The organism is Lactiplantibacillus pingfangensis (assembly GCF_005404945.1).
Lineage (GTDB): Bacteria > Bacillota > Bacilli > Lactobacillales > Lactobacillaceae > Lactiplantibacillus > Lactiplantibacillus pingfangensis.
Map to the genome: position 1 here is coordinate 1 of NZ_BJDG01000023.1, position 26,839 is coordinate 26,839.

Here is a 26,839-nt window from a genome sequence, read left to right on the forward strand (position 1 = left end):
ACCGAAATGAGGTCGCTTAGAGACAACAGTAAATTTATATTATTTCATCTGACAACTTGACAGGGCCTAGCGCAGGCTTTGGGGCTACACTTTTTTGTTGTTTAACTAAAGATAAAAATCGTTAGCAACTACCGCCATTTCCAATGATTAGGGCTTGAAGATTAGTGACATGGGCGCTTCCAGTCGCCACTGATAACATGCGGCCGTGGGACCGGTCCAAGCCTGAGAAACGTCCCGGTCCGTCCGTGGCGTAACGCCGACAAGAAACATACTGACCCAACGCCACGGTCACGACCGATGGGATCAGCGGCGACGGACAGCTAATTTAACTGTTTTTAGATTAGGTCTGCCGGAGCGGGATCGCGACTAATTTGGAAGTGGCTGTTGACTATATGACAGTGTTTACGAGCCCTTTTGTCCTTTCAACCTTTTGTCGGTTAAACGGATTTGTGAAAACGGTCGAAAGTTCGATCGTAGTTGAAAAGTTTTTGGAGATGTCAAAGGAGCTACAACCGCGGTCATAGCTCCTTAAGTTGGAAATTATTTCATTGACCGTCGATAACCGGCTTCCTGAGCTTCTGCCTCGCTGCCAAATTGGACGCCGTTGCCGTGTGCATTGCGATAGCTATGTTGTCCGGGAACGTGATAAATCTTGCTCTTAGGGTTACCCCAAATGACGGCTGTTTTTTCAGCGCCAGATTTGGGCGTTGCGGGAGTTGGCGTTACTTTTGGTGTTACCGGTGTCGGTGTTGCCTCAGCTTCTGACTGTGACGTGTTGGTGGTTGTTGAGCTGGCTGTACTTGATGTCGCTGATGCGGTCTGACTACTAGCTGAAGAACTAGAACTGGATGGCTGCGTAATTTCGTCAGTGATACTAGCATCTAACGCTTCGATTGACTGACTGGCAGCGGAAGAGCTGGAACTGCTGACGGACGAAGCGCTCGTGCTACTTTTGCTTGATTTTGATACGGCTGTCGATGAGCTAGTGGTGGTCGCCTCGGTACTGGCTTCTGAACTGCAACCAGCTAATGCGAGACCGGTGGCAGCTAATAAAATAAGACCTAACGCTTGACGCTTAAATTGTTTCATGTTTGAAATCCTCCAAAGAATAAAATTTAGGCGTGACTTTGAGCCACTATTAATTAAATACGCATTGCTTTTGGGTTTCATTTTTAATTTTCAAAAATAATCCGACTGAATTGGTCAAGCGCGGATTCGGCAAGTGTCGAAATTCTCCTAGTCGGAAAAGCTGGTCGACAAATAAGCTTCTTCATCCCTGCTTGAGTTATCGCGTATCAAATAGAGATAAGCGGTCGGTTGTGGCAAAATTTAGGAAATCTCAAAGAAAATCCAAATGGCTAATAACTTTAGTACAGCATAAGTTGGCGTTTGTTCGGGAGTTAAATATCTCATTCGCCTAGCAATCACAGGCAGGTGTTCAAGTGCTATGAATGGTCTATTGGGTTGACTTACCCTTAAATTCTGATTAGTTCAGTGAGAAGGCAACTGATCAGGGCTTTGAGCTGAATGGCAATTAAAACAGTGTACATTTTTAGCCGTGAGGGGGCTTCGTTTGGGGCTCAGCCGTGGCATTTGACTTAGCGCGGATGGTTTTATCCGCGGTTAGTCAAAAACCAGCTTTTGAGACCGCCTTTTGGCTCAAAAATGGTTCATGGCGTTCCAGCCCCAAACGAAGCCCCCGGTAGGCGGAAATTAATCCACTTGATAATGAATTTAGAGAAAATCGAGTAAAACTTAATACAGACACGGCTTAAATAAGAATTGACAGGGTTTATTTTGTTATCTATAATTAATCTTGTTGTTGTCGCGGTAGCTCAACTGGATAGAGCATCCGCCTTCTAAGCGGAGGGTTGTGAGTTCAAGTCTCACTCGCGACATAAATCGTTTATATCGACCTGAATAGATCGCTGTTAAAGTTCCATTTAACAGTGATCTATTTTTTTGCCAGAAAGACGTTCGTTTGCACAGTAAGTGAACAAGTCATGGTGAACCACTTGGATTACTTGAACCGTTAGAATGAAGCTTGGTTGTGAAAGTTAGTTTTAAAGGGGGAGTTTTTTATGGCAACGAAGTTAACGTTACAAGCGCCAGTTACTGGAAAATTGAAACCGATTACTTCAGTGACTGATGCTGTTTTTGCTTCTGAAAAAATGGGGAAAGGCTATGCCATTGAGCCGGATGATGGCAACCTAGTTGCGCCAGTCAGTGGTGTCATCAGTTTTGTGGCGCCAACCAAGCATGCAGTCGCTATTCTGACAAATACCGGGGTGGAAGTCCTGGTGCATCTTGGATTAGATACGGTGATGATGAAAGGGGCACCGTTTGAATTGGCCGCACAAGCTCAACAGCCAATTATGGCCGGTCAGCCGCTGGGTACAATGGATTTAGCCGCCATTAAAGCAGCGGGACATGCCACAACGGTTGTCGTTGTGATTACGAATACGGCTGACATCGCGGCCGAGTTGACCGCAATCACGCCACAAGCTGTGCAAGCTGGACAGGCGGTAACGACCTGCACTTTTGAAACCGGTCCGACGGCAAAGACGAGTGAGCAAGCAACCAGTCCGGCGGCGATTGCCACGCAATTGATTGAGCTTGTTGGTGGCCAGAAGAATATTAACAGCCTGATTCACTGTATCACCCGTTTACGGTTTTACTTGGATGACGACAATTTAGCAGATGATGCTGCCATTAAGGCCTTGCCAGGGGTAATTGATGTGGTCAAAGCTGGTGGTCAATATCAGGTTGTCGTTGGGGCGGCGGTTAATGATTTTTATGATGCCGTGATGGCCAACTTGACGCCCAACACAACCGCAACTGTGAAAACACCACGTCCAACCGGCCTGTGGCCAAGTATCAAATGGGGATTTGGTGAACTGGTTGGGGTAATCACTGCGGCGATGATGCCGATCATTGGCCTGTTGGCAGGTGCCGGGATTGTCAAGGGTCTACTAGCTATGACACTGGGCTTTAAATGGTTGACGGCCACCGCACCACTGTATGTGCTGATCAGTGCAATTGCTGATGGCATTTTTCATTTCTTGCCGGTTATTTTAGGCGTGACGGCTGCCAAAAAGTTGGGCTCAAATCAGATTGTTTTGGCAACAGTCGGTGGCGTGTTGGTCTATCCATCGTTGGCGGCGATTGCTGGTAGTAAAACACCGTCGTTGTTGCTTTTTGGTATTCACTTTCCAATCATGAACTACGCGGCGTCGGTCTTTCCAATCTTAGTTGCTGCTTGGTTGGCGGTATACCTAGAGCGCTGGTTAAAACGAGTCATTCCACAACTCGTTGCGGCCATTTTTATCCCGATTATTGAAGTCTTAATTTTAAGTTTACTAATCGTTTTGGTGCTGGGTCCGGCAATTACGCAAGTGAGTGATTGGTTGGCAGATGGGATTATGGCAGCCCTGAATTTCAACGCGATTATCGGTGGCGCCATCTATTGCGCGATCTTCCCCGTACTCGTAATTTTTGGCCTGCATTGGCCGTTGATTCCAATTATCGTGAATGATTTAGCCGTGCATGGTTACAGTATGTTAAATGCTTTTTCATCAGTTTTAATGATGGGGATTGCTGGTGGCGTATTTGCGGTGACGCTGAAGACCCATCAAAAGAAGTTGAAGCAGATCGGTTTTGGCGCCACGATTTCACAGTTGTGTGGCGTCGGTGAGCCAGCAATTTATGGGGTGCTCTTAAAATATAAACGCGTTTTCTATATGGTCACTTTGGCTAATATTTTTGGCGGGGCCCTTGCCGGTGCCTTATACTTATTGAATTATGGCTTTTCCGGTGGCTTGGTGGGCTTTGCCTCATTTATTAATCCTAAAGTCGGGATTGATCAAAATTTTTATAATTATCTGATTTCACATGGCTTAACTTTTCTCGTCGCGTTCATCTTGACTTGGTTGGTCGGCTTTAATGATAAAATGAAACCATCAGATCAAACAGTTTAAATGAAGAAGGGGTTTAAATGGTTACTGCAATTGCCTGGCGTCAAATGGTTGCTCATTTTCCTAATCTTAAGGGGATTAATGGGCAGCATCAGCAGACGATTCAAATTAAGCAATCGTTATCGGCACCACGCTTGCGTTTTTGGTTAGCGAACGATTATGGCAATCAGCCATTGCCGATTCAGGACATGACGGTCACCAACGCGGATTCGGAGACGATGTCGGTGACAGTTAACCGTCAGTCAAGCTTTCAAGTGCCAGCGTGGGGGCGTCTGTGGAGCGATTGGCTGCCACTGCCGATTCAAGCGGGAACGTGGTTAACCATCACGCTAGTTTCACCGGAAGTTAATCCGCAAACGTTGGCCCAATCGTTTGATCAAACCCTGATTCGGGTGATTGGGAGGAATCAGCCATACTTTTATGGTCCGGTTGCAATCGAAATTGAACGTGCCGAGCCGGTTAAGTCTTTGTTGTTTTTTGGTGACTCGTTAACGAATCAAGGTTACTATTCCGCCGCTTTTTCACAAAAATTAATGACTGCTGCACCAGATCAATGGGGATTGACCAACGGGGGCATTTCGGGTAACCGTTTGTTGCGCGCCGGGAATTCAACCTCTGTCTGGTCGCCAAGCTTTGGTCTGGCCGGATTAAACCGCTTGCCAGCCTTATTGTCCGAGCAGTCGGTCGATTGGTTAATTTTTATGGAAGGACTTAATGATTTATTGCATCCGGGCAACGGCTCTCCACAGACAGAATTACCCACTGCAGCGGCGCTCATTGCCGGAATTAAGCAAGTTCAGACATTAGCGGCAACGCGGTCGCTGCGGTTAACGTTAGCGACGATTACGCCCTTTAAAACGGGAGTCATCGGTGAAAAGCCTGCTTGGACGCCCGCCAAGGAACAGATTCGCCAGACGGTCAATACCTATTTGCGTTCCTCGCCAAATACTGTCGATTTTGATCAACTCGTTGCGACGGCTGATCAGCGGCTAGCGGCTACCTTTGATTGCGGTGACCATATTCATTTCTCAGCAGCGGGTGGCGAATTAGTGGCCCAATTTTTAGCGGCCCAATTGGCGATTGATTAAGTTATCTGTCATCAGCAAAAAAAGAACTGCCAGCAGTCGATAAAGCTGCTGACAGTTCTTTTTGATTGGTCACAATGAGCTAGGCCTGAATGTACTGGGCACTCAATCGTTTTAGATCACGCTTTAGTTTAGTTTCATCACAAGTACTCCAATAGGCGTACTGATAAAGCGGAATGGTTAGTGTCTGATCCGTCTGACTGATTGCGCGATCGAGTTTTTTGACGGCTGGCTGCCAATTTGTTTGGGGATTCACAAGTGTGATGTGCAAGGTATCCTCATAACTGGCTAACTTTTGCACATTTTGCCATGGAATCCGGTTAAAATTACGGGTGAACATCGGCAGCGCAATTCCATTGGCGTCAATGTTTAGGACTTGGCGACGCCCCATGATAAAACGCGTGGTACTCTGCCAAATCAGTGCTAGGCCGCCAAATCCGAATAAACCGATGGCGAGCCAAGCACAAAGGTCAACCTCGAGCACTGACAGTGAAACATAGCCAGAGTCTTTGTCCCAGACGTGATCATAAGCGGTTGAGAACCAAGGGTCACCCCAAAACTCGATTAAATTGGTCACCGCGAAATAGGTAAACCCAATGCTGACTAAAATAAGTAACAGATTGCCATACGGTTTAGCCCGATAGATTACAGGTTGTTGAGCCATGAGTACGCCTCCAGTTGATAGGTTAAATTTTACACGTTGAAGCCAAATTTTCAAATTTAAATTGATTAAATGGGTTGAATACTTTAAGAAAAGTTAAAGGTCAGGTCAATATTGATTAAATTCAATCATTTCACTTGAAATATTCCTGTAACATAACGATAATATAATTGTAATCAGAGAAAGGGAAGGTGTGACGCTTATGGGTTCAGTATTTGCGATTATTGGCATGCTTGCCATTGCTGGCGGCGTTCAATATTATTCAAATTTTGTCAAGAAGGAAAATGAAGCAAGCAAACATTTCACTGCTTCCCGCGAGAATCATTAGCGGTTTTGACAGGTCAAACAATGGTATTAATTAAACCAAAAAAGAACTGACCAACTAGTGGTCAGTTCTTTTTTTAGATTACTTGATTTTTGGTGTTGATTCAATGGTTTCAGTCTTGCCAGCAGCGAAACGTTGGATGGCAGCAGTTTGCTTTTCGCGACGAATGCGCTTTTGCTTATCAGCAACTGGACGACGTGATGCCCATGTATTGTATGGTTTACGTACTTCGGTCATGAGAGAAATTCCTCCTTTATTTAGTCCAATAACAATTATTGTAAAGCTAGTATAACGTAAATTGCAACAAAAATTAATCAAAAAGCAGTTTTTTTTGAAAAATTCCTTAAAATTATAAACATTTAGCCACAATCTGTCTCGGTTATCTGAACTGTTAGACACTTTCTTAAAATGATGTTATATTTAATTTAATTGAGAAAGTAGGGAAGTTAAATGAGTCACGACATGGATCCACGCGTCGATAAGACCCGCCGACATTTGCGGCAAGCATTAATAACGTTATTACAAAATGAACAAGTTGAGAATATCTCAGTCCAAGAATTGACGGCCACTGCCTCAGTGACTCGGGGGACCTTTTATCTTCATTATAAAGATAAACCCGCTTTTGTTGATCAAGCCTTGGACGATTTGGTGACTGATTTATTTGATCAGGCCATCGTGACAGTGCCAGTGGGCGATATTATTACGAATCCGATCGATCCATTGCGACGGGTTCAAGTCCTATCGTTGTCCAAGGCGTTAGGCTATGTTGATCAGCATGCTGAAGCGTTTAAAACGTTATTGCTGGACCAAAGTCAGTTAGCGGTCAATCGTCGAATCAATGAACAACTGACGCAATGGATGCAACGGTTTTATCATGATTTTGAAGATCAATTTGCAGATTTGGAAGTGCCAGTGAGTGTTCAAATCGCGTATTATGTCTCAGCCACGACCGGAATTATCACGGATTGGCTAGCCCACGACATGATTTATACGCCGCGCTATCTGACCAAGTGTATCAAAAAGCTACATCATTTAATGACCGCGCGTAATATTACCTTCACTGATTTCTTCGTTCAATAAAAATATCACTTGACTAGTCCCCGGTATTTTGATAGTATTCTCTTGTTGTATTTGTGGACTTCTACAGCTACAACCGCACGAATTGAGTATTAAGTTCAGTCATGACGCTTAATTTGGCGAGTCTAAGTGATTCATAATTTAAGGAGGTGCACAAACGTGTACGCAATTATTGTAACTGGTGGTAAACAATATAAAGTTGAAGCAGGCCAAGCAATCTATGTTGAAAAGCTTGATGCTGCTGCAGGCGACAAGGTTACTTTTGATCAAGTAGTCTTTGTCGGTGGCGACTCAACCAAGATTGGTACGCCTACTGTTGATGGTGCGACGGTCGAAGGTACTGTTGAAAAACAAGGCCGCGAACGTAAAGTGATTACTTACAAGTATAAGGCCAAAAAAGGTACTCATACGAAGAAGGGTCATCGCCAACCATACACTAAGGTAACGATCGACACAATTAATGCATAAATAAGAAAGTAGGCATTCTTTATGATTCAAGCAATGATTACTCGTAATCCTGACCGGTTAATTACTGGTTTTCGATTAACAGGTCATGCTGATTCAGGTGCTTATGGACAAGACATCGTTTGTGCGGCAGTTTCAGTATTGGCAATCAGTACAATCAATGGGATTGAACAAGTTGCTCATCTAAAACCCGATGTCCAAAGTGATGAAGCCAACGGTGGGTTGCTCATTGCGAATTTTACTAAGCTTGACTTGAAAAATTCACAATTACAGACACTGCTTGAAAGTTTCAGCCTTGGATTAAACGATGTTGCCGCGAACTATCAGGATTACATCCGAGTTCGTGAGCAAACACGATAACCACATTCGGAGGTGGACTTACTATGAAAATGAACTTGCAATTCTTCTCTCACCATAAAGGTGGCGGTTCAACTGCCAACGGTCGTGATTCAGCTGGTCGGCGTTTAGGTGCCAAGCGGGCTGATGGCCAAACTGTTAAGGGTGGTAACATCCTTTATCGTCAACGTGGAACCCATATTTACCCTGGTGTTAACGTTGGCCGTGGTGGCGACGATACATTATTTGCAAAGGTTGACGGTGTTGTTCGTTTCGAACGCAAAGGTCGCGACAAGCGCCAAGTTTCTGTTTACCCAGCAAAATAATCTTTTGAAAGAGCCTCTGCTTGAGGCTCTTTTTTTAACGCTTTAGTCGTGAATTTACCTTCCAGGACGTTGTCGTGACCCAAGTTTGGTATAATAAAGCATGAGTTATGATGGGAGTGACTGGATGTCAGGTCGAATTGAACGGTTACAAGCAAGGTTTGATCAGTTAAAAATTGATGCGTTTCTCGTTTCAAGTGAGGGTAATCTCCACTATTTGACGGGGATGGCGGACATGGCCGGCGACGGGTATTTACTTGTGCTTGCCAAGTCAGTCTATCTAATTACGGATGCCCGTTATCAAACCGCCTTCGCGGCGCAATTTGATAAAGACCATCTGATAATTACGCGCGACTACCTTGGGGCAGTGTGTGACGTGATTGCCGATCAACAAACCGGTGTCTTAGGTTTCGAAGATGGCTTGCCTTACACTGCGTACAGCTTTTTGGATGAAAACTTAGTCAGTGACTTAGTGGCCATACCAAATGTCGTCGAACAGATCCGGATGGTGAAGTCGGCTGATGAAATTGATCAGCTACGAGCTACCGCTAAATTGGCCGATGCTGGTTTTGAGTACATCACGAGTATTGTACGACCCGGGATGCGAGAAATTGACGTCAGCAACTTGCTGGACGCTTTTATGCGGACACACGGTGCTAGTGGACCGTCGTTTACGACGATCGTCCTTGGTGGTGCTCGGGCCGCCTTGCCCCATGGGACCGCATCACAGGCGTTATTAACGGCCGGTCAGCTCGTGACTTTAGATTTTGGTTACTTTTTGAACGGCTATACGTCAGATATGACGCGGACGTTTGCCTTAGGACAACCTAATCAGAAGTTGGCCGCAGCGTATGAGACTGTAAAAATGGCGCAGCAAGCAGTGATTGACCAGATTAAGCCTGGTGCGTTGAGTGCCGATCTGGATGGCGTTGGGCGACGGCTTATCACAGACGCTGGTTATGGCGATGCCTTTAATCATGGCATGGGTCATGGCATTGGCCTAGAGATTCATGAAGGTCCCTTAATTTCGACTCGCGGTGATGAAACCCTTGTCAGTAACAGTGTTGTGACGGTTGAACCCGGCGTTTATTTTCCTGGCTTAGGTGGCATGCGCATCGAAGACGATGTGTTGGTCACTGAAACGGGCCATGAACGATTGACAACCGCGACCCGCGATTTATTGATTTTGTAATGGTAAGACAGTTGCCATGGCGGCTCTGTCTTGTTATAGTAATAAAGATATCTTCATAGGAGGAACTTTTATATGATTTCTACAGCAGATTTTAAAAACGGTTTAACAATTGAAGTAGACCATGCCATTTGGCGTATCGTGGAATTCCAGCACGTTAAGCCTGGTAAGGGTGGTGCTTTTGTACGTTCAAAGCTTAAGAATTTACGGACAGGTGCCGTTCAAGATAAGACTTTCCGTGCCGGTGCTAAGATGGAACAAGCCCCAATCGAAAAGAGCACGATGCAATACCTTTATGCCGATGGTGACAACTATGTCTTCATGAATACGGACACCTACGAACAACTTGAAATTCCTGGCGATCATATCCAGACAGAATTGAAATTCTTGAAGGAAAACATGGAAGTTCAAGTCACTTTATATGGTGGCGAAGTTTTGGGAATTGAATTGCCAAACACCGTTACTTTGGAAGTTACTGATACCGAACCAGGTATTAAGGGTGACACCGCTTCTGGTGGTTCAAAGCCAGCTACTTTGGAAACTGGCGCGATTATTCAAGTGCCATTCTTCGTTAAGGCTGGCGACAAGTTGATCGTCAACACGGTCGACAGTACCTACGTTTCTCGGGCTTAATTATTAAGCTAGCGCCGACAAACATGGAATTGGAGGAATGTCAAAATGGCTGAAAGTAGCAACATTACGTTACAAAGTAAAGAACCCAGCTTAGGACAAATTCAAATTGCACCAGAAGTGCTTGAGATAATCGTTGGTATCGCGGTAAGCCAGATTGAAGGGGTTAACCGCATGCGTGGCTCGATTTCTTCCAGTGTAAATGAGTTGTTCGGTCGTAAAAAGTCGCTCAGTAAAGGTGTCAAGTTGACGATCGTAGATGACCAAATCAGTGTTGATGTCTATGCCTATTTGGATTACGGCGTGTCCGTACCCAAAGTTGCCTTAGCCATTCAAGACAAAGTCAAACAACAAATTTTGTTTATGACTGATTTAGCCCTGAGCGAAGTTAATGTACACATTACCGGAATCGTCACCGAAAAGACGGAAAGCGGGATTGACCCGAATAACCTGTTTGGTGACGCAGACCCTGAAACCCCAGAAAATGAAGACGGTGAAGAATCTTGAGTTTAACGCGTCATGAAATTCGTGAAAAAGCGTTTCAGGCCTTGTTTGCTTTGAACGCTAATCCGGATGCTGATGAAAATCAGTTATACCAACAGTTACTTAATCCTGATGAAACGGCGGAATTAGAAATTCCAAGTTATCTCAGTACGTTGGTGACCGGTGTCACGGAACATCAAGCGGAATTGGACGCCAAAATTCAACCGTATTTGAGTCAAACTTGGTCATTGGATCGGTTGCCAAAAACCGATTTGATTGTCTTGCGACTCGCATTTTATGAGTTGGAATATGTGGATGATGTGCCCGGGAAAGTGGCAGTCAATGAAGCAATCGAATTAACGAAAGCTTTCAGTGACGACCAATCACGGAAATTTGTGAGTGGCGTCTTAGGTAAGGCTGTCATGAACGATCACATTTAGTCTAAAACCGAACAATAACTTGTTCAACTTGGAAAGCCTGGCAAATTGCCGGGCTTTTTTTAGGAACTCTTAGTGCAGCGGCTATATAATCAGGGTTGGAATATGCTAAAATAAAAAAAGACAAATCAAAGGAGCGTGGCATGTGTGACAACACTTATTGATGGTAAAGCTGTAGCGAAAAAGGTTAATCAAGCAACGCAAGTTGAAGTTGCCAAATTAGTTGAACAAGGCATTCAACCTGGAATTGTGGTCATTATTGTGGGAGCAGATCCAGCCAGTCAAATTTACGTGCGTAATAAGAATCGCAAAGCTGAAAAATTAGGGATGCATTCGATTGTCCGGGAATTACCAGACACAACGACACAAGCCGAATTACTATCAATCATTGCTGAATATAATGTCGATCCAAGTATTCATGGCATTTTAGTGCAGTCACCATTGCCAAAACAAATTAACGAACCTTTAGTGACGATGGCTATTGATCCGAAAAAGGATGTTGATGGGTTTCATCCAACCAATATTGGTAAGCTGTTGACCAACTATCCAGGCAATTATCCAGTCGCTAATACGCCGCGGGGCATTATGACGATGCTAGCAGCCTACGATATTGACCCGGCCGGCAAAACTGCGGTCGTGATTGGTCGGAGTACCATTGTTGGTAAACCAATGGCGGCGTTATTGACGAATGCCAATGCGACCGTCACAATCGCGCATAGTCGCACGAAAGAGTTAAAAGCAGTGGCACGGACGGCTGATATTTTAGTCGTCGCGACCGGAATCGCGCATTTAATTACGGGTGACGATATCAAGCCCGGTGCGACTGTGATTGATGTGGGGATGGATCGTGACGCTGCCGGTAAACTTGTCGGTGATGTTGATTTTGATGCTGCTCAAGGAATTGCCGGTGCGATAACACCAGTTCCAGGTGGGGTTGGCCCGATGACCATCGCTACCTTGATGCAAACAACTGTAGAATTAGCAAAATGGAGTGATTTAGGTGAGTGACAGTCAGCAATATTTGACAGTTTCCGCACTGACGCAATATATCAAACGTAAATTCGATGTTGATCCGTATTTAGGCAAGGTCTATTTGACCGGTGAAATTTCCAACTACCGGCCACGGCCACATACGCATCAGTATTTTAGCTTGAAAGACGACCACGCCAAAATTGCGGCAATCATGTTTCGTTCAGCCTTTGAAAAGGTGAAATTTCAACCCGAAGTTGGGATGAAAGTCTTGGTCGTGGGTCGAATTGGGCTCTATGAATCGAGCGGAAATTATCAGATTTATATTGAACGCATGGAACCAGATGGTGTCGGTGCGCTCTATCAGGCTTACGAACAATTAAAGCAGAAGCTGGCAACTGAAGGGTTGTTTAGTGCGCCTAAACAACCGTTACCACGGTTTCCAAAACGGCTTGCGGTGGTGACCAGTCAATCTGGTGCGGTAATTCGTGATATTATCACGACGGTCCGGCGTCGTTACCCGATTGCGCAGATTGTGCTTTTTCCGGCGCAAGTACAAGGTGATGCAGCGGCTCCAGAAATTGCGCGTCAGATTGAACGGGCCAATGCTAGTGGCGACTTTGACACGCTAATCATTGGTCGTGGTGGTGGGTCAATTGAAGATCTATGGCCATTTAATGAAGAAGTTGTGGCACGGGCGATTGCGGCCAGTAAATTGCCGGTTATTTCCTCCGTTGGGCATGAAACGGATACCACGATTGCCGACTTGGTTGCGGATGTGCGGGCTGCCACGCCAACTGCGGCCGCTGAATTAGCAGTGCCAGTGTATCGTGATGTGTTGTTACAACTTAATCAGGATCAAACGCGGATTTTCAATGGGTTTCAAAATATTTTGCGCCGCGATCGACAACAATTGACGAAATTAACGACGTCATACGTGTTCATGCAGCCCAACCGGTTGTATGAAGGCTATGTCCAAAAGTTAGATTTCTTAACCGAGCGACTGCAACAGGCGGGGAGTCAACGGTTGGTCCAGTCCCAGCAGCAGTATCAGCGGTTGGCGCAGCGTCTCGGCCAGCAAACCCCAATTCATCGTGTTCGTCAGGCCCAAACGCAGTTAACAAATCTACAACAGCGCCTTCAGCGTGGAACCCAATTGGTCTTAACGACCAAGGCACAACAACTTAATCGGACCATCCAATCACTGGATTTATTGAGTCCGTTGAAGATTATGGGCCGTGGCTATGCGTTTGTGACGCACGATGATCAAATTGTCCGGTCGATTAAACAAGTCGCTGAAAAACAAACCGTCGCGGTGCATTTTGCAGACGGCGAAGCACAGGCCCAAATTACGAAAATTGATGGAGGTAAGATAAATGGCTGATCAACCAACTTTTGAAGCAAATTTAACGCAATTAGAAACGATTGTGAACCAATTAGAACAAGGCGATGTGCCTTTAGAACAAGCCTTGGATCAATTTCAAAAAGGCGTGACTTTGAGCAAACAATTACAAACCACGTTAGAAGGGGCCGAAAAGACCTTAACCAAGATGATGGACGAAAGTGGCACAGAAGTCCCATTCGAACAGCCAAAAGCGCCTGATTCTAATGACTGAGCTAAGTTTAGCCGCCTTTGAAGCACAGTGGCGACCACGACTCAATACTTATTTGGCCGAAAATTTACGGGCAGTAAGTGACCGTGACAGTTTAACCGCGGCGATTCGCTATTCGGTGTTAGCCGGTGGCAAACGGTTGCGACCACTACTGAGTTTGGCAGTGTTAACCGCGTTTGATCGGCCAATCACATCGGCGAATTTGCGGGCGAGTGTTGCATTGGAATTAATGCATACTTATTCGTTGATTCATGATGACTTACCAGCCATGGATAACGATGGGTTACGGCGCGGAAAACCGACGAGTCATGTCAAGTTTGGCGAAGACATTGCAATTCTAGCGGGCGATGCCTTACAACCATTAGCCTTTCAATGGCTCGCCGATAGTGGCTTACCTGCCGAACAAGTCGCTAAATTGACCTTAGCACTGGCACAAGCGGCGGGGCCACAAGGAATGGTGGCTGGTCAAGTGGCTGATGTTCAAGGTGCCGGGATGCACTTAACCTTGCCAAAATTACAACAATTGCATCGTGAAAAAACGGGGGCACTGATTCACTATGCGGTCTTAGCTGGCGCAATTCAGGCGGATGTGACTGCTGACGTTCAAACGGCGTTGTTAGCTTTTGGGGATGCCTTTGGACTTGCCTTCCAGATTTACGACGATATTTTGGACGTGACGAGTACGCCGGCACAATTAGGTAAGCAGACGCACAAAGATGCGGGCGAACATAAGAATACTTATCCCGGGCTGTTAGGCTTAGAGGGTGCTGAAGTGGCGCTAAATCAAGCGCTAGCAACTGCCAAAACCGCCATTGATCGTGCTGAACGGCTGAGTCAGCGGGACTTGAGCCTATTGACATCGTTTTTAACGTATTTTACGAATTAGAGGACTTAAATTAGATGGAAAAAGAACGCATTGATGTTTTATTAGTACAACAAGGCCTATTCGATACCCGGGAAAAGGCCAAGCGCGCCGTCATGGCCGGTGAAATCTTAGGTGTGAATGAGGAACGCTTGGATAAACCGGGTGTAAAAATTCCGGTGACAACCGAATTGCATTTAAAGGGCAAGCCCATGCCATACGTGTCGCGTGGTGGGCTAAAACTTGAAAAAGCCCTCAAAAGTTTTCAGATCGATGTTTCGGATCGCATTGTGTTAGATATTGGTTCTTCAACGGGCGGCTTCACCGATGTCATGTTACAAAATGGTGCTCAAATGAGTTATGCCTTGGATGTTGGGAGCAATCAATTAGTTTGGAAGCTCCGACAAGACCCGCGCGTGGAAGTAATGGAGCATACTAATTTCCGCTATAGCAAGTTAGCTGATTTTAAACGTGGCCAACCAAGTTTTGCGTCGATTGATGTCTCCTTCATTTCGCTACACCTGATCTTGCCACCACTGCATGCCATTATTGAAAACGGTGGCGAAGTAGTTGCACTCATTAAGCCACAATTTGAAGCTGGTCGGGAAAATGTTGGTAAACATGGGATTGTTCGTGATCATGCGGTGCATACGGCGGTGTTAACCGATATTGTTAATTTTGCGCAATCGGCAGGCTACAATGTGCTTGGCCTTGATTATTCACCAATTAAGGGTGGCGAAGGCAATATTGAATTTTTAGTCCATTTGCAAGCAACTGATGATACTGCTGAAGTCAAGCCCGTGGTCTCAATCGAAAAGACGCAACAGGCGGCTTACGACCAACTGAATAAGTAATTATTTTGTAATCCAGTCTTTCATATTTATGCAAAATAGCTTATGATGTGGGTAGTGAACTGACTAAAACGCTGGGGGTGATCGGTTGAAAAAGCAAGAGCGCCAACGCTACATTAAACGATTATTAAGTTCAAGAGAAATTGAACGACAAGAAGACTTTGTCAGCTTATTACGTGCCGAAAATATTGACGTTACGCAAGCCACGATTTCAAGAGATATCAAAGACATGCAACTGGTAAAAGTTCCCTCGGCGACGGGTGGCTATCATTACAGTATGCCGGTCCAAAAAAAGATGGACACGGAGAAAAAGCTCAAACGAACTTTGAAAGATGCGTACGTGTCATATGCCACTCAGGACAAGTTTGTGCTGATTAAGGTTTTACCTGGTAATGGCCCAGCGCTGGCTTCATTAATTGAAGACATGCACTATGAGCACGTCTTTGGGACGGTGGGCGATGATTCGACTGTTCTGATCATCTGTAAATCACTCGATGCGACCTTAGAATTACAACAAACACTTCAACGACTATTAAGCGACAACTAAAGGTGATCATGAAAGTGTCTGACAACAGGCGCTTTTAGATTTCTTTTGTGACTCGTTTTGACTAAAAAGTTCGAAGATAATCAGGCGGCTGAGACTTTTGTCACAGCCGCCATTTTTTTAGGAGGGATTTGCGGTGCTGCAAGAATTATCCATTACGAATTTTGCGATTATTGAGCAATTGGACATCGCTTTTGAAAATGGCATGACGGTTTTAACCGGTGAAACTGGCGCTGGTAAATCAATCATTATTGATGCAGTTGGGTTGCTTGCGGGCGGTCGTGGTTCACAAGAATTCATTCGAACGGGGGCGGACAAAGCGGTGCTACAAGGCATGTTCATTTTGCCAGCCGATGGTGTGACCGCCCACATGCTGGATGAGGCTGGCATTGATCATGCGGATAATACCGTCATTCTACAACGTGAGATTGCGAAAAGTGGCCGGAATACGTGTCGGATCAACGGGATGTTAGTGAACACGACGACGTTAAAACGGATTGGCGAGACAATCGTCGATATTCATGGTCAAAATGAGCATCAAGAGTTGATGCAGCCTGAAAAGCATCTCGGCTTGTTAGATGAATTCGCTGCCCATAAAATTCAAAAATTAAAAACAACTTATACACAACAATATGAAGCCTACCAACAGCTAAGCCAAGAATTACGTCAAAAAAACGCGAATGAGAAAGAATGGGCGCAGCGACTTGATATGTTAAATTTTCAAGTTGAGGAAATTAGTACCGCCCAAGTTAAGGTTGGCGAAGAGGCCGATTTAACTGCTGAACGGGACCGTTTGGATAATTACCAGATGATCAACCAGGCGCTGCAACAAAGCTACAATCTATTAACGGCCGAGGAAGAAACGCCAGGCGCTGTTGATGTTGTCGGTGAGGCGATGAACGCTTTGGAACCGATCGCCAATTTGGATTCAGCGTTTAACGATATTACTGTGAATGTCAAAAATGCGTTCTATGCGCTACAAGATGCTTCCGGTCAAATCTCAAATCAACTGGATTTACAAGAATTCGATGAAGGTCGCTTGGATGAGATTGAACAACGCTTAGATGTCTTGAGTCAGTTGAAACGGAAATATGGCGATTCTGAACAACAGATTTTGGATTATTATCAAAAAATTGCGGCCGAACTCGCTAAGATGACGGATTCGGAAGAAAATAGTGAAGGCTTGTCGCAAAGCGTTGCCGAGCAAAAAGCGGCATTGTTGACGACTGGACAAGCACTTTCTGATAAACGGCGGACTTGTGCTAAAAGCTTGCAACGCCAAATCCATCAAGAACTTAAAGATCTCTACATGGACAAAGCTATTTTTGAGGTGCGTTTCAAACCAACCAAGGGCCAAATCTATCGGAGTGGACTGGATAGCGTGGAATTTTATATTCAGACTAACCCGGGTGAACGGATGCGACCGTTGGCAAAAATTGCCTCTGGTGGGGAACTGTCACGGATGATGCTGGCCTTGAAGACGATTTTTTCTGAGTCGCAAGGCATTACCAGTATTATTTTTGATGAAGTTGATACTGGGGTCAGTGGTCGAGTGGCACAAGCCATTGCGGAAAAGATTAGTGGAATTGCCAAATTTTCGCAAGTGCTTTGTATTACCCATTTACCGCAAGTTGCGGCCATGGCTGACCATCATTACTTTATTGCGAAGAAGATTACCGGACAGCGAACGAAAACGAGTGTCTCCAAACTGGCCCAGTCTGATCGGGTACAAGAACTGGCGCGGATGCTCGCAGGAACCAAAGTCACTCAGCTATCGTTGGAACACGCCGAAGAGTTATTACGGTTGGCTGGTGAAGAAAAAAAAGCATAGGGCAGTTAGACAAAAAGTTTGGTCATTTCAGGCCAAGCTTTTTTGTCTCATATGCAGGACAGGCGTGTTGGGTGGTGACTTAGTTTTTCGTAAAAAAAACATGGCTGTCGCCGTCGGAAAGTCACCCGTTGGCTTCAACTTGTTTGCAATTGGGGCGGCTAGTAAGTTATGATTTATTGTGTACTGCTTTAGAAAATTAATTATAAAAATAAAAAGATAGGAGTGATGAGGTTGTTTCTGACAATGGAACATTTGAATAAAACTTATCCCGGTGGCAAAGTTGCGGTCGAAGATTTTAACCTAGAAATTGAAAAAGGTGAATTTATTTGTTTTATCGGAACGTCTGGTTCTGGTAAGACGACGACCATGCGGATGATTAATCGGATGTTGAGTCAGACTTCGGGGACAATTAAGATGAATGGTGAAGATATTGGCAAGATGGATCCCGTCAAATTGCGCCGCAAGATCGGTTATGTGATCCAAAACATTGGTCTGATGCCGCATATGACGATTCGTGACAATATTACCCTAGTCCCGAAATTATTAAAATGGCCCCAAGAAAAGATGGACGAACGGGCCAAAGAGATGATCAAGCTGGTTGAACTGCCCGAAGAGTTTTTAGATCGTTATCCGTCGGAACTATCTGGCGGACAACAACAACGAATTGGGGTTGTTCGGGCCTTGGCCGCCAACCAAGATTTGGTCTTGATGGACGAACCATTTGGCGCACTGGACCCCATTACCCGTGAGGCGTTGCAAGATTTGGTGAAGGACTTGCAGGAACGTTTGGGTAAGACCTTTGTTTTCGTGACCCATGACATGGATGAAGCCTTGAAGTTGTCGACGCGTATCGTCGTCATGGACGGCGGAAAAATTATGCAAGTTGATACGCCTGATGGCATTTTGCGTCACCCGGCCAATGAATTCGTCGAGAATTTGATTGGGAAAGATCGCTTGATTCAGGCACGACCAAGTATTACGACAGTTGGTCAAGTGATGTTGAAGCACCCGATTTCCACGACACCGGGCAAGTCCTTAACCGATGCTTTACGTTTGATGCATGAAAAACGTGTCGATTCACTGTTAGTGACTGATGAGGCCAACATTCTCAAAGGGATGATTGGCATTGAAGATGTTGACTATAACTTCAACTCTGCGACGAGTGTTGATGATATTATGAATCGCGATATTTTCTACGTGCAATCAAACTCACTAATTCGTGATACGGTTGAACGGATTCTGAAACGTGGTTTTAAGAATATTCCAGTGGTCGATGATGACCATCATCTGGTCGGCATTGTGACGCGAGCGACTTTAGTTGATATTGTGTATGATGCGCTCTGGGGTGACGAGGCCGAAGATGAAGAATCTGATAATATTCATCATGGTGTCAACAAAACGCCAGTAAGTGGGTCTCAGAAAACTGACGTTGAAGGCGGTGATCAGCAATGATCACGTTCTTACAAACGTACGGTTCGCAATTACTACTGAAAACTTGGCAACATTTGTATATTTCAGCGATTGCGTTGGCGTTGGGGATTATTGTGGCGGTGCCATTAGGCGTGCTACTGACCCGAACAAAAGCAATTTCTGGTGTCGTCATGGCGATTGCTAGTATGTTACAAACGATTCCGGCAATGGCATTGTTAGCTTTAATGATTCCATTTTTCGGGATTGGTGCTATTCCGGCAATCATCGCGCTATTTATCTATTCGCTTTTACCAATTTTGCGAAATACCTATTTAGGTATGGTAGATGTCAATCCCGCCTTGATCGACGCGGCCAAAGGGATGGGCCTCACTTCCTGGCAGTCGATTATTAAGGTCGAGCTACCGATGGCTGCACCAGTCATCATGGCAGGGATTCGGTTGTCGGCCACATATGTGATTGCCTGGGCCGCCTTGGCATCTTATATTGGTGCTGGTGGTCTTGGGGACTTCATCTTCAATGGGTTGAATTTATATCGAACCGATTTAATTCTTGGTGGGTCGATTCCAGTCATTATCTTGGCGTTGATTGTCGATTGGTTACTTGGCAAGCTGGAAGCAGCTGTGACCCCACGAACAACACAAGCGTAAGGAGGGAAACGACATGCGAAAATTCAAGAAATGGTTACTCAGTTTGATTGCCGCAGCTGCCAGTGCCTTACTATTAGCTGGTTGTGGGTTTCCCGGCTTGTCTGGGACATCAAGTGATACGGTTCGCATTGCGTCACAAAATACGACTGAGCAACAAATCATGGCTTATATGATCCAAGACATGATTCAACATTATTCTAAGTTGAATACGACGATTATTAATAATTTAGGTTCTGGGACTGTGAGTTTTAATGCGTTAAAGAACGACCAAGCAGATATCTCGTCAATCCGATTTACCGGGACTGATTTGACAACTGTTCTCGGTGAAAAGGTCCAACGTGGTCAGACGAAGAAAACCGATGCTTTGGTAAAACGCCAATTTGATACTAAGTATGGTATGCACTATTTTCCAAGTTACGGCTTTGCGGATACTTACGCGTTCATGGTTACCAAAAAGACTGCTAAGAAGTACAATTTGAAGACTGTGAGTGACATGCAACGCGTTGCATCCAAGTTGACTGTGGGCTTAGACCAGACTTGGCTAGAACGTAAGGGTGATGGGTACGATGCCTTTCAGAAACTGTATGGTTATTCTTTTGGTAAAACTTATCCAATGCAAATTGGGTTGGTCTATGATGCTTTGGAGTCAGGCAAGATGGATGCTATTCTCGGTTACTCAACAGACGGTCGAATCAGAAGCTATGATTTGACGATTCTGAAGGATGATCGGCACTTTTTCCCACCTTATAATGCTAGTGCCGTCGCGACGAATAAAATTTTGGCGACCTATCCGCAACTCAAGCCAATCTTGTCACGTTTAAACGGTAAGATTAGTTTGAAGACCATGCAAAGCTTGAACTATAAAGTCGATAATAACTTGGTTGAACCAGAAGTCGTCGCAAAACAATTCCTTGAAAAAAATAATTACTTTGAAGGGAGTGGCAAATAATGGCTAATATGAATATGATGCAACAGTTGATTTATTATTATCAGCAAAATGGCGCGTATGTCTTGAGCCAATTCTCACGTCACTTCTTGATTTCGATTTATGGGGTCTTGTTTGCGGCCGTGATTGGGATTCCGATTGGCATTTTGATCGCACACCATAGTAAGTTAAGTACAACCGTGATCGCCATTGCGAACGTGATTCAAACTGTGCCGTCGTTGGCGATGTTGTCAATTATCATGATTGGGCTTGGGCTGGGTGTTAATACCGTGATTGTGACCGTCTTCTTGTATGCGTTATTACCAATCATCAAAAATACGTATACCGGAATGCTAAATGTTGATCCCAGTGTTTTGGACTCCGGCAAGGGGATGGGAATGACTCGCTGGCAAGTGCTGCGAATCGTTGAGTTACCACTATCCTTATCTGTCATTATGGCGGGGCTGCGAAATGCTTTGGTTTTGGCGATTGGGATTACTGCCATTGGGACCTTCGTTGGTGCTGGTGGGTTAGGTGATATCATTATCCGTGGGACGAATGCCACGGATGGTGGTGCCATTATCTTGGCCGGGGCATTACCGACTGCTCTGATGGCGATTATTTCCGATTTGGTTTTAGGTTGGATTGAAAAGAAAGCTGATCCGACTCAGAAAAAAGCGTAAACTAAAAGATTGATTTACAGGCGTCAGCATTGCTCATTCAGGGAAGCAGGTTGAACTGTAACATCAATCTTTTTTTAAGTTGCATCAAAAACACCGAGGCAATCTGCAAGGTTTGATAAACCTCGATTTCATCTTTTGATGCAAGTCAGGTTAATTATTCGGCGCGTTTTAAATAACGAATTTGATCGGTTTCAATTAAGTGGGTCAGATGTTGGCGACGATTAACGAGGACCAACTGCCCAGAGGCTAAAGTTTTTAGAATACCATGAATGTTATAAGGGCGAGTTTCAGTTAAACTAGGTTGCATTTGCAACATAACTGAATAATGATTAGTCTGTGCTTTTTCCAAGAATAGAGCTAGTTGGAAGGTCGGCATCTGCGGTAACAACGGCGCAACGACTTCAGCCGGACTGGTAAAATCAGCCATAAATTGCCGGTATGAACTTTGTAAGCTTTTGGAAACAATTTTTAAACTAGTTTGTTTGTTTTGCATGATAGCCACCTCGAACATTTGTTTGTGTTTTTATTATACGAACAAGCGTTCTAAAATGCAAGCAATATTTTCGCAATTTGTCAGATTGGTCATGGCAGGGCAATGAAAATCCCGACCTGTCATACGATAAAACTTGCAATCAAGCCGTAAAAAGTGCAAAATAATCTTTAAAACATATTTAATAAGGGGAATTTGTGATCATGGCGAAACAAGGCATGTTAATCGTCTTATCAGGTCCTTCGGGCGTCGGCAAGGGTACCGTCCGTAAGGAAATCTTTGACTCAGATGATAACGATTTTCAATATTCAGTCTCGATGACTACTCGGAAAATGCGTCCGGGTGAAGTTGATGGAAAGGACTACTATTTTGTCTCCAAAGATGAATTCGAGGATGAAATCAAGAGCGGCGGTATGCTTGAATATGCCAAGTATGTTGACAATTACTATGGAACGCCCTTAAAATATATTAAGCAGTCATTGGCAGCCGGAAAAGATGTCTTTTTAGAGATTGAAGTTAACGGTGCCATGCAAGTCCGTGAAAAGATGCCCGATGGGGTTTTCATCTTTTTGACACCACCAGATTTAATGGAATTGAAGCATCGGATTATTGGCCGTGGTACTGATGATATGACGGTCATTAATAAGCGAATGGCGAAGGCTGTTGGCGAAATTAAGATGATGCGAAATTATGACTATGCGGTTGTCAACGACGAGGTGCCGTTGGCTGCTGAACGAATCAAGGCGATTATTCGCAGTGAACGTTACAGTGTGAAGCGGGTCATGCCAGAATACGAAGAAATGTTAGGAGATGCTGAATCTTGATCTTATATCCATCAGTTGATGATTTATTGAAGCAAGTTAATTCACGTTACTCATTGATTATGTTAGCTAGCAAACGGGCACATGAGCTAGATGCTGGTGCTACCCCAATGTTGAGTGAGTACAAATCAGTTAAAACGATTGGTCGCGCGTTGGAAGAAATTGCTGCCGGCGATTTAATGATTGATCCCGACGAAACTGACAAAGATTAAATTGAACGAATAGTGTTGGGCCGTTTGGGCTTGGCGCTATTTTTTTAGCTCAAAGACTAATTACCGGGCGCTTCAAAGATGCGAAGCAGACCCAGATCGCACAACGGTCCTGACAAACTTTGTGATGCTGACAACTTTTAGTTAATGAAGATTACGCGGTCTTCAAGCTTCACCTAACCTCGGATTCTTGATACAATTAACCTATTCATCACTTATCATGGGGTGACTCACGAAAAAAGTTCACTTTAGGATAAGTCGGCAGAGTCAATTAGATTAAAAATAAGGGCGTGAAAGTAATGAGTATTTGGACAGATCGACATGTCACAGTTGTGGTCAGTGGCGGAATTGCAAGTTATAAGGCATTGACGGTGATTCGGCTTCTGATGCATGAGGGTGCGCAAGTTCGAGTCGCACTAACGGCGCATGCGACTGAATTCATTACACCATTGACCTTTCAAACCTTGACCCAACAACCGGTCGTAACGGATGAGTTCACAATGACTGATCCGGAGCACGTGGTACATGTCGCCTTGGCCGACTGGACCGATGTCATGCTGATTGTGCCAGCGACGGCAAATCTGATTGCTAAAATGGCAACTGGACTAGCGGATGACGCTGCCACGACAACTATTTTGGCCACAACGGCGCCGAAGTACGTGGTTCCCGCCATGAATTCGCATATGTTTGCGAATCCGGCGACAACCCGTAATTTAGGGCAGTTAGTGAGCGATGGCATGACTGTTTTAGACCCTGCCACGGGGATGCTCGCGGAAGGTTATGTGGGGCATGGCCGTTTACCTGAACCCCCGGAAATTGTGGCGTGGTTGACGTCACAACTGTTAGCACATGAAACGGGCTTGCCACTACATGGTCAACGAGTGCTGGTCACGGCCGGTGGCACGCGAGAGATGCTTGATCCGGTCCGTTATATTTCCAACCGATCGTCTGGCAAAATGGGATATGCGATTGCAAGAGTTGCGCGTGAAATGGGTGCAAAAGTGACCTTGATCAGCGCACAAACTGCGTTACCTCGACCTGAAGGCATCACTTATATTCAAGTGACGACCGCTGCCGAGATGCTAAGTGAAGTCGAGCAAGCCTTTCCAACAACTGATATGTTAATCATGGCGGCGGCAGTTTCAGATTATCGCCCCGCCGAGATGGCGGCACAGAAAATTAAAAAACAACCTAACGATCACGGCTTGACACTCCAGTTAACGGAAACAACTGATATTTTGAAAAAGTTAGCCGGTCAGAAACAAGCACAATTTGTGATTGGTTTTGCGGCGGAAACCCAACAGTTACTTAGTAATGCGACCCATAAATTAACTGCTAAAAACTTAGATCTATTGGTCGCAAATGATGTTTCAGCCCCCGGCGTTGGGTTCAATGGTGACACGAATCAAGTCACGCTATTAAGTCAACATCATGCTGCAGTGACGACCGAACTCCTATCAAAAGAAGCCATTGCACAGATCGTGTTGGAGACGGCAATTGCACAAGGCGCGGTGGGTAAAGCGTAAGAAAGGAAGTTAAACTTGGCTCAAATTGCACAAGTATTGGTCGATGTGCCAACGATGCAAACGAATCGACCTTATAGTTATCAAATTCCCAGTGCTTGGCAATCTCAAGTTCAGCCGGGGATGCGTGTCGTGGTGCCCTTTGGCCGTGGAAAACGACGGGTACAAGGCTTTGTTTTGAAATGTGATGAGGTCACGACGTATGATGGTGATCTCAAGGCAATTGATGCGGTGGTTGATCTGGCGCCGGTTTTGAATCAAGAAGCGCTTAAATTAACGGCTTGGTTAGCGGCCAGTACGTTTTCTTTTCAAATCACTTGTGCACAAACAATGTTACCGGCCGTGATGCGGGCGAAGTATGAAAAATTATTGCGGCCTACGGAACAGACTTCCGCAACGATTGCCACGGAACTTTTTAAGGGACAGTCGAGTGTTGATTTCGATAGCGTTGCGACGAGCCCAGCCATCGTCAGTCAACTGTTAAGATTGCAAGCAGCAGGTGAAGTTGAAGTTTATTATCAGGTGAAGAATCAGGCCCACCATAAAACATTAACCGGAATTAAAGCGGCATTAAGTCAGACTGACTTACAATCAGCAGCCTCGACGGTCCGTGCCGGGGCAGCGAAGCAGCTTGCCTTGTTGCAAGGGTTACAGACGTTAAATGGTGAAACAATCATGCAGCGCGACTTCAGCCAACGGTTTGACGTCAGTGATGCCGTAATTAGAACTGGGGAACAAAAGGGCTGGCTGAAAAAGACCGCGATCGAAGTTTATCGTGATCCTTATGCGACGGCCAATATTAAACCGACCCAGCCATTAAAGCTTAATCCCGAGCAACAGGTCGCCGTTGATCAAATTGTTGCCGCCGTGGATGAACCGGCCACAACCACCTTTTTATTGGAAGGGGTCACCGGGAGTGGCAAAACAGAAGTATACTTGCAATCAATCGCCGCAGCTTTGGCACAGGGTAAAACGGCGCTGATGCTCGTGCCCGAAATTTCGCTAACGCCACAAATGGTCCAGCGGGTGAAAGGGCGTTTCGGCAAAGCGGTGGCCGTCTTACACAGTGGCTTGTCTAGCGGTGAAAAGTATGATGAATGGCGGCGAATTCGTCGGCATGAGGCTCAGGTAGTCGTTGGTGCTCGCTCAGCGGTGTTTGCCCCATTAGACAATCTTGGCTTGATTATCATGGATGAGGAGCACGAAAGTAGTTATAAGCAAGACGACGCCCCACGCTATCATGCCCGTCAAGTCACCTTATGGCGAAGTCAATATCACCATTGTCCGGTTGTCTTAGGCTCAGCCACACCATCATTGGAAACGCGCGCTCGTGCTGAAAAGGGTGTCTATCAACGGTTGGTGTTGGCCGACCGGGTGAATCATCGGCCGTTGCCGGCGGTATCAATTATTGATATGAAACAAGAAATGCAACAGCATGCTGAGAGCAACTTTTCGCGTGCACTCTTAGTGGCCATACAGGATCGCTTAGATCGTCATGAGCAAAGTGTGTTAATGTTGAACCGGCGGGGCTACTCGTCCTTTGTCCTTTGTCGAGATTGTGGCTTTGTCCTGAAGTGTCCAAATTGCGACATTTCATTGACGCTACATATGGACACGCATACGATGAAGTGCCATTATTGTGGTCATGAAGAAGCGATTCCACGGGTGTGTCCAAATTGTCACAGCCGTCAGATTCGTTATTATGGGACTGGAACCGAAAAAGTTGAGGAAGAATTGCAAGATTTGATGCCTGATGCCCGAATTATTCGTATGGATAATGATACAACGCGTAAAAAGGGTGCCCACGCCAAATTGTTGACTAAATTCGGCAGTGGCGAAGCTGACATCTTAATTGGTACGCAGATGATTGCTAAAGGCCTTGATTTTCCTAATGTTACTTTGGTCGGGGTTTTAAATGCAGATACGGCGTTAGGCTTACCTGATTTTCGTGCCAGTGAGCGGACGTTTCAATTGCTGACCCAAGTCAGTGGTCGGGCGGGTCGGGCTGAAAAAACCGGTCATGTGTATATTCAAACCTTTAATCCAGATCATTATGCGATTCGCTTTGCTAAACATCATGATTATGAAGGCTTTTTCAAATATGAGATGCAGATGCGGCACCAAGGTGGTTATCCACCATATTATTTCACGGTTCAGATTACGGCCAGTGATTTAGATGAAGCGGTGGCTGCCAAACGGATGTATCAACTGTTACAATGGTTAAAGCCCCGGCTGACACCGAGCACGATCATTTTGGGACCGACCCCCAAACCGATTGCGCGTGTGAATCGGCGGTATTATTATCAAATCGTCCTTAAATATAAACAAGAACCAAATCTGGAAGAGACGTTAACGACGCTATTACAAGAAACACAAGCCCAACAACGCCAAGGATTACAGCTTGGCATTGACGTAGAGCCGTTACATTTTATGTAACTTATTGGAGGAATTTCGA

At 45.2% G+C, this 26,839-nt stretch carries 30 protein-coding genes, 1 tRNA gene and 1 other annotated feature; of the genes, 27 read left to right on the forward strand and 4 right to left on the reverse strand.

From position 1 onward, the window contains the following. Positions 1-540: 540 nt before the first annotated feature. On the reverse strand, positions 541-1,089 hold the full coding sequence (locus FFM74_RS10425; protein ID WP_137626576.1) for a sunset domain-containing protein: 549 nt from the start codon (positions 1,087-1,089) through the stop codon (positions 541-543). Positions 1,090-1,824: 735 nt separating this feature from the next. Between FFM74_RS10425 and FFM74_RS10430 the strand changes: the two genes are divergently transcribed. From FFM74_RS10430 to FFM74_RS10440, 3 genes are all read left to right on the forward strand, one after another. Next, positions 1,825-1,898, forward strand: a tRNA-Arg gene (locus tag FFM74_RS10430). A gap of 183 nt (positions 1,899-2,081) precedes the next feature. After that, a complete protein-coding gene (locus tag FFM74_RS10435; RefSeq protein ID WP_137626577.1) occupies positions 2,082-3,977 on the forward strand; it encodes a PTS sugar transporter subunit IIABC in 1,896 nt (631 codons plus the stop codon). 17 nt (positions 3,978-3,994) lie between these two features. Then, on the forward strand, positions 3,995-5,062 hold the full coding sequence (locus FFM74_RS10440; RefSeq protein ID WP_137626578.1) for a GDSL-type esterase/lipase family protein: 1,068 nt from the start codon (positions 3,995-3,997) through the stop codon (positions 5,060-5,062). 79 nt (positions 5,063-5,141) lie between these two features. Here the strand turns inward: FFM74_RS10440 and FFM74_RS10445 are convergent, their stop codons facing one another. Next, positions 5,142-5,723 carry a hypothetical protein gene (locus FFM74_RS10445; RefSeq protein WP_137626579.1) on the reverse strand — a complete coding sequence of 194 codons (582 nt, stop codon included), beginning with the start codon at positions 5,721-5,723 and terminating at the stop codon, positions 5,142-5,144. Positions 5,724-5,922: 199 nt separating this feature from the next. Here FFM74_RS10445 and FFM74_RS13850 point away from each other — a divergent pair, with 199 nt between their 5' ends. After that, on the forward strand, positions 5,923-6,048 hold the full coding sequence (locus tag FFM74_RS13850) for a hypothetical protein (protein WP_263405177.1): 126 nt from the start codon (positions 5,923-5,925) through the stop codon (positions 6,046-6,048). A 78-nt stretch (positions 6,049-6,126) separates the two neighbouring features. On the opposite strand, the gene FFM74_RS10450 is transcribed toward FFM74_RS13850, so the two are convergent. Beyond that, positions 6,127-6,282, reverse strand: coding sequence for a hypothetical protein (locus FFM74_RS10450; RefSeq protein WP_137626580.1), 156 nt, complete (start codon positions 6,280-6,282; stop codon positions 6,127-6,129). A 213-nt stretch (positions 6,283-6,495) separates the two neighbouring features. Between FFM74_RS10450 and FFM74_RS10455 the strand changes: the two genes are divergently transcribed. From FFM74_RS10455 to FFM74_RS10545, 19 genes are all read left to right on the forward strand, one after another. Further along, entirely contained in the window at positions 6,496-7,125 is a 630-nt protein-coding gene (locus FFM74_RS10455) for a TetR/AcrR family transcriptional regulator (RefSeq protein ID WP_137626581.1), read from the forward strand. A 61-nt stretch (positions 7,126-7,186) separates the two neighbouring features. After that, positions 7,187-7,259: a sequence feature (ribosomal protein L21 leader region), on the forward strand. Positions 7,260-7,281: 22 nt separating this feature from the next. Continuing rightward, a complete protein-coding gene (gene rplU / locus FFM74_RS10460) occupies positions 7,282-7,590 on the forward strand; it encodes a 50S ribosomal protein L21 (RefSeq protein WP_137626582.1) in 309 nt (102 codons plus the stop codon). A 21-nt stretch (positions 7,591-7,611) separates the two neighbouring features. After that, complete coding sequence (locus FFM74_RS10465; protein WP_137626583.1) at positions 7,612-7,947, forward strand: ribosomal-processing cysteine protease Prp; 336 nt, start codon at positions 7,612-7,614, stop codon at positions 7,945-7,947. A 23-nt stretch (positions 7,948-7,970) separates the two neighbouring features. Continuing rightward, positions 7,971-8,249: a 50S ribosomal protein L27 gene (rpmA, locus tag FFM74_RS10470; RefSeq protein WP_137607477.1), complete on the forward strand. Its 279-nt coding sequence runs from the start codon at positions 7,971-7,973 to the stop codon at positions 8,247-8,249. Positions 8,250-8,373: 124 nt separating this feature from the next. After that, the gene (locus FFM74_RS10475) at positions 8,374-9,438 is read left to right on the forward strand and encodes a M24 family metallopeptidase (protein ID WP_137626584.1); all 1,065 of its coding nucleotides are present in this window, start codon (positions 8,374-8,376) and stop codon (positions 9,436-9,438) included. A gap of 72 nt (positions 9,439-9,510) precedes the next feature. Next, complete coding sequence (gene efp / locus FFM74_RS10480) at positions 9,511-10,068, forward strand: elongation factor P (RefSeq protein ID WP_137626585.1); 558 nt, start codon at positions 9,511-9,513, stop codon at positions 10,066-10,068. A gap of 45 nt (positions 10,069-10,113) precedes the next feature. Then, entirely contained in the window at positions 10,114-10,572 is a 459-nt protein-coding gene (locus FFM74_RS10485) for an Asp23/Gls24 family envelope stress response protein (RefSeq protein WP_137626586.1), read from the forward strand. Continuing rightward, positions 10,569-10,988: a transcription antitermination factor NusB gene (gene nusB / locus FFM74_RS10490; RefSeq protein ID WP_137626587.1), complete on the forward strand. Its 420-nt coding sequence runs from the start codon at positions 10,569-10,571 to the stop codon at positions 10,986-10,988. Before FFM74_RS10485 ends, nusB begins: the two co-directional genes overlap by 4 nt. Positions 10,989-11,132: 144 nt before the next feature. Then, positions 11,133-11,993 carry a bifunctional 5,10-methylenetetrahydrofolate dehydrogenase/5,10-methenyltetrahydrofolate cyclohydrolase gene (locus FFM74_RS10495; protein WP_137626588.1) on the forward strand — a complete coding sequence of 287 codons (861 nt, stop codon included), beginning with the start codon at positions 11,133-11,135 and terminating at the stop codon, positions 11,991-11,993. Then, entirely contained in the window at positions 11,986-13,338 is a 1,353-nt protein-coding gene (xseA, locus tag FFM74_RS10500) for an exodeoxyribonuclease VII large subunit (RefSeq protein WP_137626589.1), read from the forward strand. Before FFM74_RS10495 ends, xseA begins: the two co-directional genes overlap by 8 nt. Next, positions 13,331-13,570 (forward strand): exodeoxyribonuclease VII small subunit, encoded by a 240-nt coding sequence (locus FFM74_RS10505; protein WP_137626590.1) that lies wholly within the window; start codon positions 13,331-13,333, stop codon positions 13,568-13,570. The genes xseA and FFM74_RS10505 overlap by 8 nt, the downstream gene beginning before the upstream one ends. Beyond that, positions 13,563-14,453, forward strand: a complete 891-nt coding sequence (locus FFM74_RS10510) for a polyprenyl synthetase family protein (RefSeq protein ID WP_137626591.1) — start codon at positions 13,563-13,565, stop codon at positions 14,451-14,453. Before FFM74_RS10505 ends, FFM74_RS10510 begins: the two co-directional genes overlap by 8 nt. A 14-nt stretch (positions 14,454-14,467) precedes the next feature. Further along, a complete protein-coding gene (locus FFM74_RS10515; RefSeq protein WP_137626592.1) occupies positions 14,468-15,283 on the forward strand; it encodes a TlyA family RNA methyltransferase in 816 nt (271 codons plus the stop codon). 85 nt (positions 15,284-15,368) lie between these two features. Then, the gene (locus FFM74_RS10520; protein WP_137626593.1) at positions 15,369-15,827 is read left to right on the forward strand and encodes an arginine repressor; all 459 of its coding nucleotides are present in this window, start codon (positions 15,369-15,371) and stop codon (positions 15,825-15,827) included. Between the two features lie 133 nt (positions 15,828-15,960). Further along, positions 15,961-17,655 carry a DNA repair protein RecN gene (gene recN / locus FFM74_RS10525; protein WP_137626594.1) on the forward strand — a complete coding sequence of 565 codons (1,695 nt, stop codon included), beginning with the start codon at positions 15,961-15,963 and terminating at the stop codon, positions 17,653-17,655. A 243-nt stretch (positions 17,656-17,898) separates the two neighbouring features. Next, positions 17,899-19,107, forward strand: a complete 1,209-nt coding sequence (locus FFM74_RS10530; protein WP_307722412.1) for a betaine/proline/choline family ABC transporter ATP-binding protein — start codon at positions 17,899-17,901, stop codon at positions 19,105-19,107. Next, positions 19,104-19,733: an ABC transporter permease gene (locus FFM74_RS10535; RefSeq protein WP_137626595.1), complete on the forward strand. Its 630-nt coding sequence runs from the start codon at positions 19,104-19,106 to the stop codon at positions 19,731-19,733. The genes FFM74_RS10530 and FFM74_RS10535 overlap by 4 nt, the downstream gene beginning before the upstream one ends. A 13-nt stretch (positions 19,734-19,746) precedes the next feature. Beyond that, positions 19,747-20,682, forward strand: a complete 936-nt coding sequence (locus FFM74_RS10540; protein ID WP_137626596.1) for an osmoprotectant ABC transporter substrate-binding protein — start codon at positions 19,747-19,749, stop codon at positions 20,680-20,682. After that, positions 20,682-21,341 (forward strand): ABC transporter permease, encoded by a 660-nt coding sequence (locus FFM74_RS10545; protein ID WP_137626597.1) that lies wholly within the window; start codon positions 20,682-20,684, stop codon positions 21,339-21,341. The genes FFM74_RS10540 and FFM74_RS10545 overlap by 1 nt, the downstream gene beginning before the upstream one ends. A 154-nt stretch (positions 21,342-21,495) precedes the next feature. On the opposite strand, the gene FFM74_RS10550 is transcribed toward FFM74_RS10545, so the two are convergent. Then, positions 21,496-21,834: a hypothetical protein gene (locus FFM74_RS10550; RefSeq protein ID WP_137626598.1), complete on the reverse strand. Its 339-nt coding sequence runs from the start codon at positions 21,832-21,834 to the stop codon at positions 21,496-21,498. A gap of 200 nt (positions 21,835-22,034) precedes the next feature. On the opposite strand from FFM74_RS10550, the gene gmk reads away from it, so the two are divergent. From gmk to priA, 4 genes are all read left to right on the forward strand, one after another. Then, the gene (gene gmk, locus FFM74_RS10555; protein ID WP_137626599.1) at positions 22,035-22,655 is read left to right on the forward strand and encodes a guanylate kinase; all 621 of its coding nucleotides are present in this window, start codon (positions 22,035-22,037) and stop codon (positions 22,653-22,655) included. After that, positions 22,652-22,864 (forward strand): DNA-directed RNA polymerase subunit omega, encoded by a 213-nt coding sequence (rpoZ, locus tag FFM74_RS10560; protein ID WP_137607493.1) that lies wholly within the window; start codon positions 22,652-22,654, stop codon positions 22,862-22,864. The genes gmk and rpoZ overlap by 4 nt, the downstream gene beginning before the upstream one ends. A 296-nt stretch (positions 22,865-23,160) precedes the next feature. Beyond that, on the forward strand, positions 23,161-24,387 hold the full coding sequence (gene coaBC, locus FFM74_RS10565; RefSeq protein ID WP_137626600.1) for a bifunctional phosphopantothenoylcysteine decarboxylase/phosphopantothenate--cysteine ligase CoaBC: 1,227 nt from the start codon (positions 23,161-23,163) through the stop codon (positions 24,385-24,387). Positions 24,388-24,402: 15 nt separating this feature from the next. After that, the gene (gene priA, locus FFM74_RS10570; protein ID WP_137626601.1) at positions 24,403-26,820 is read left to right on the forward strand and encodes a primosomal protein N'; all 2,418 of its coding nucleotides are present in this window, start codon (positions 24,403-24,405) and stop codon (positions 26,818-26,820) included. Positions 26,821-26,839 lie beyond the last annotated feature (19 nt).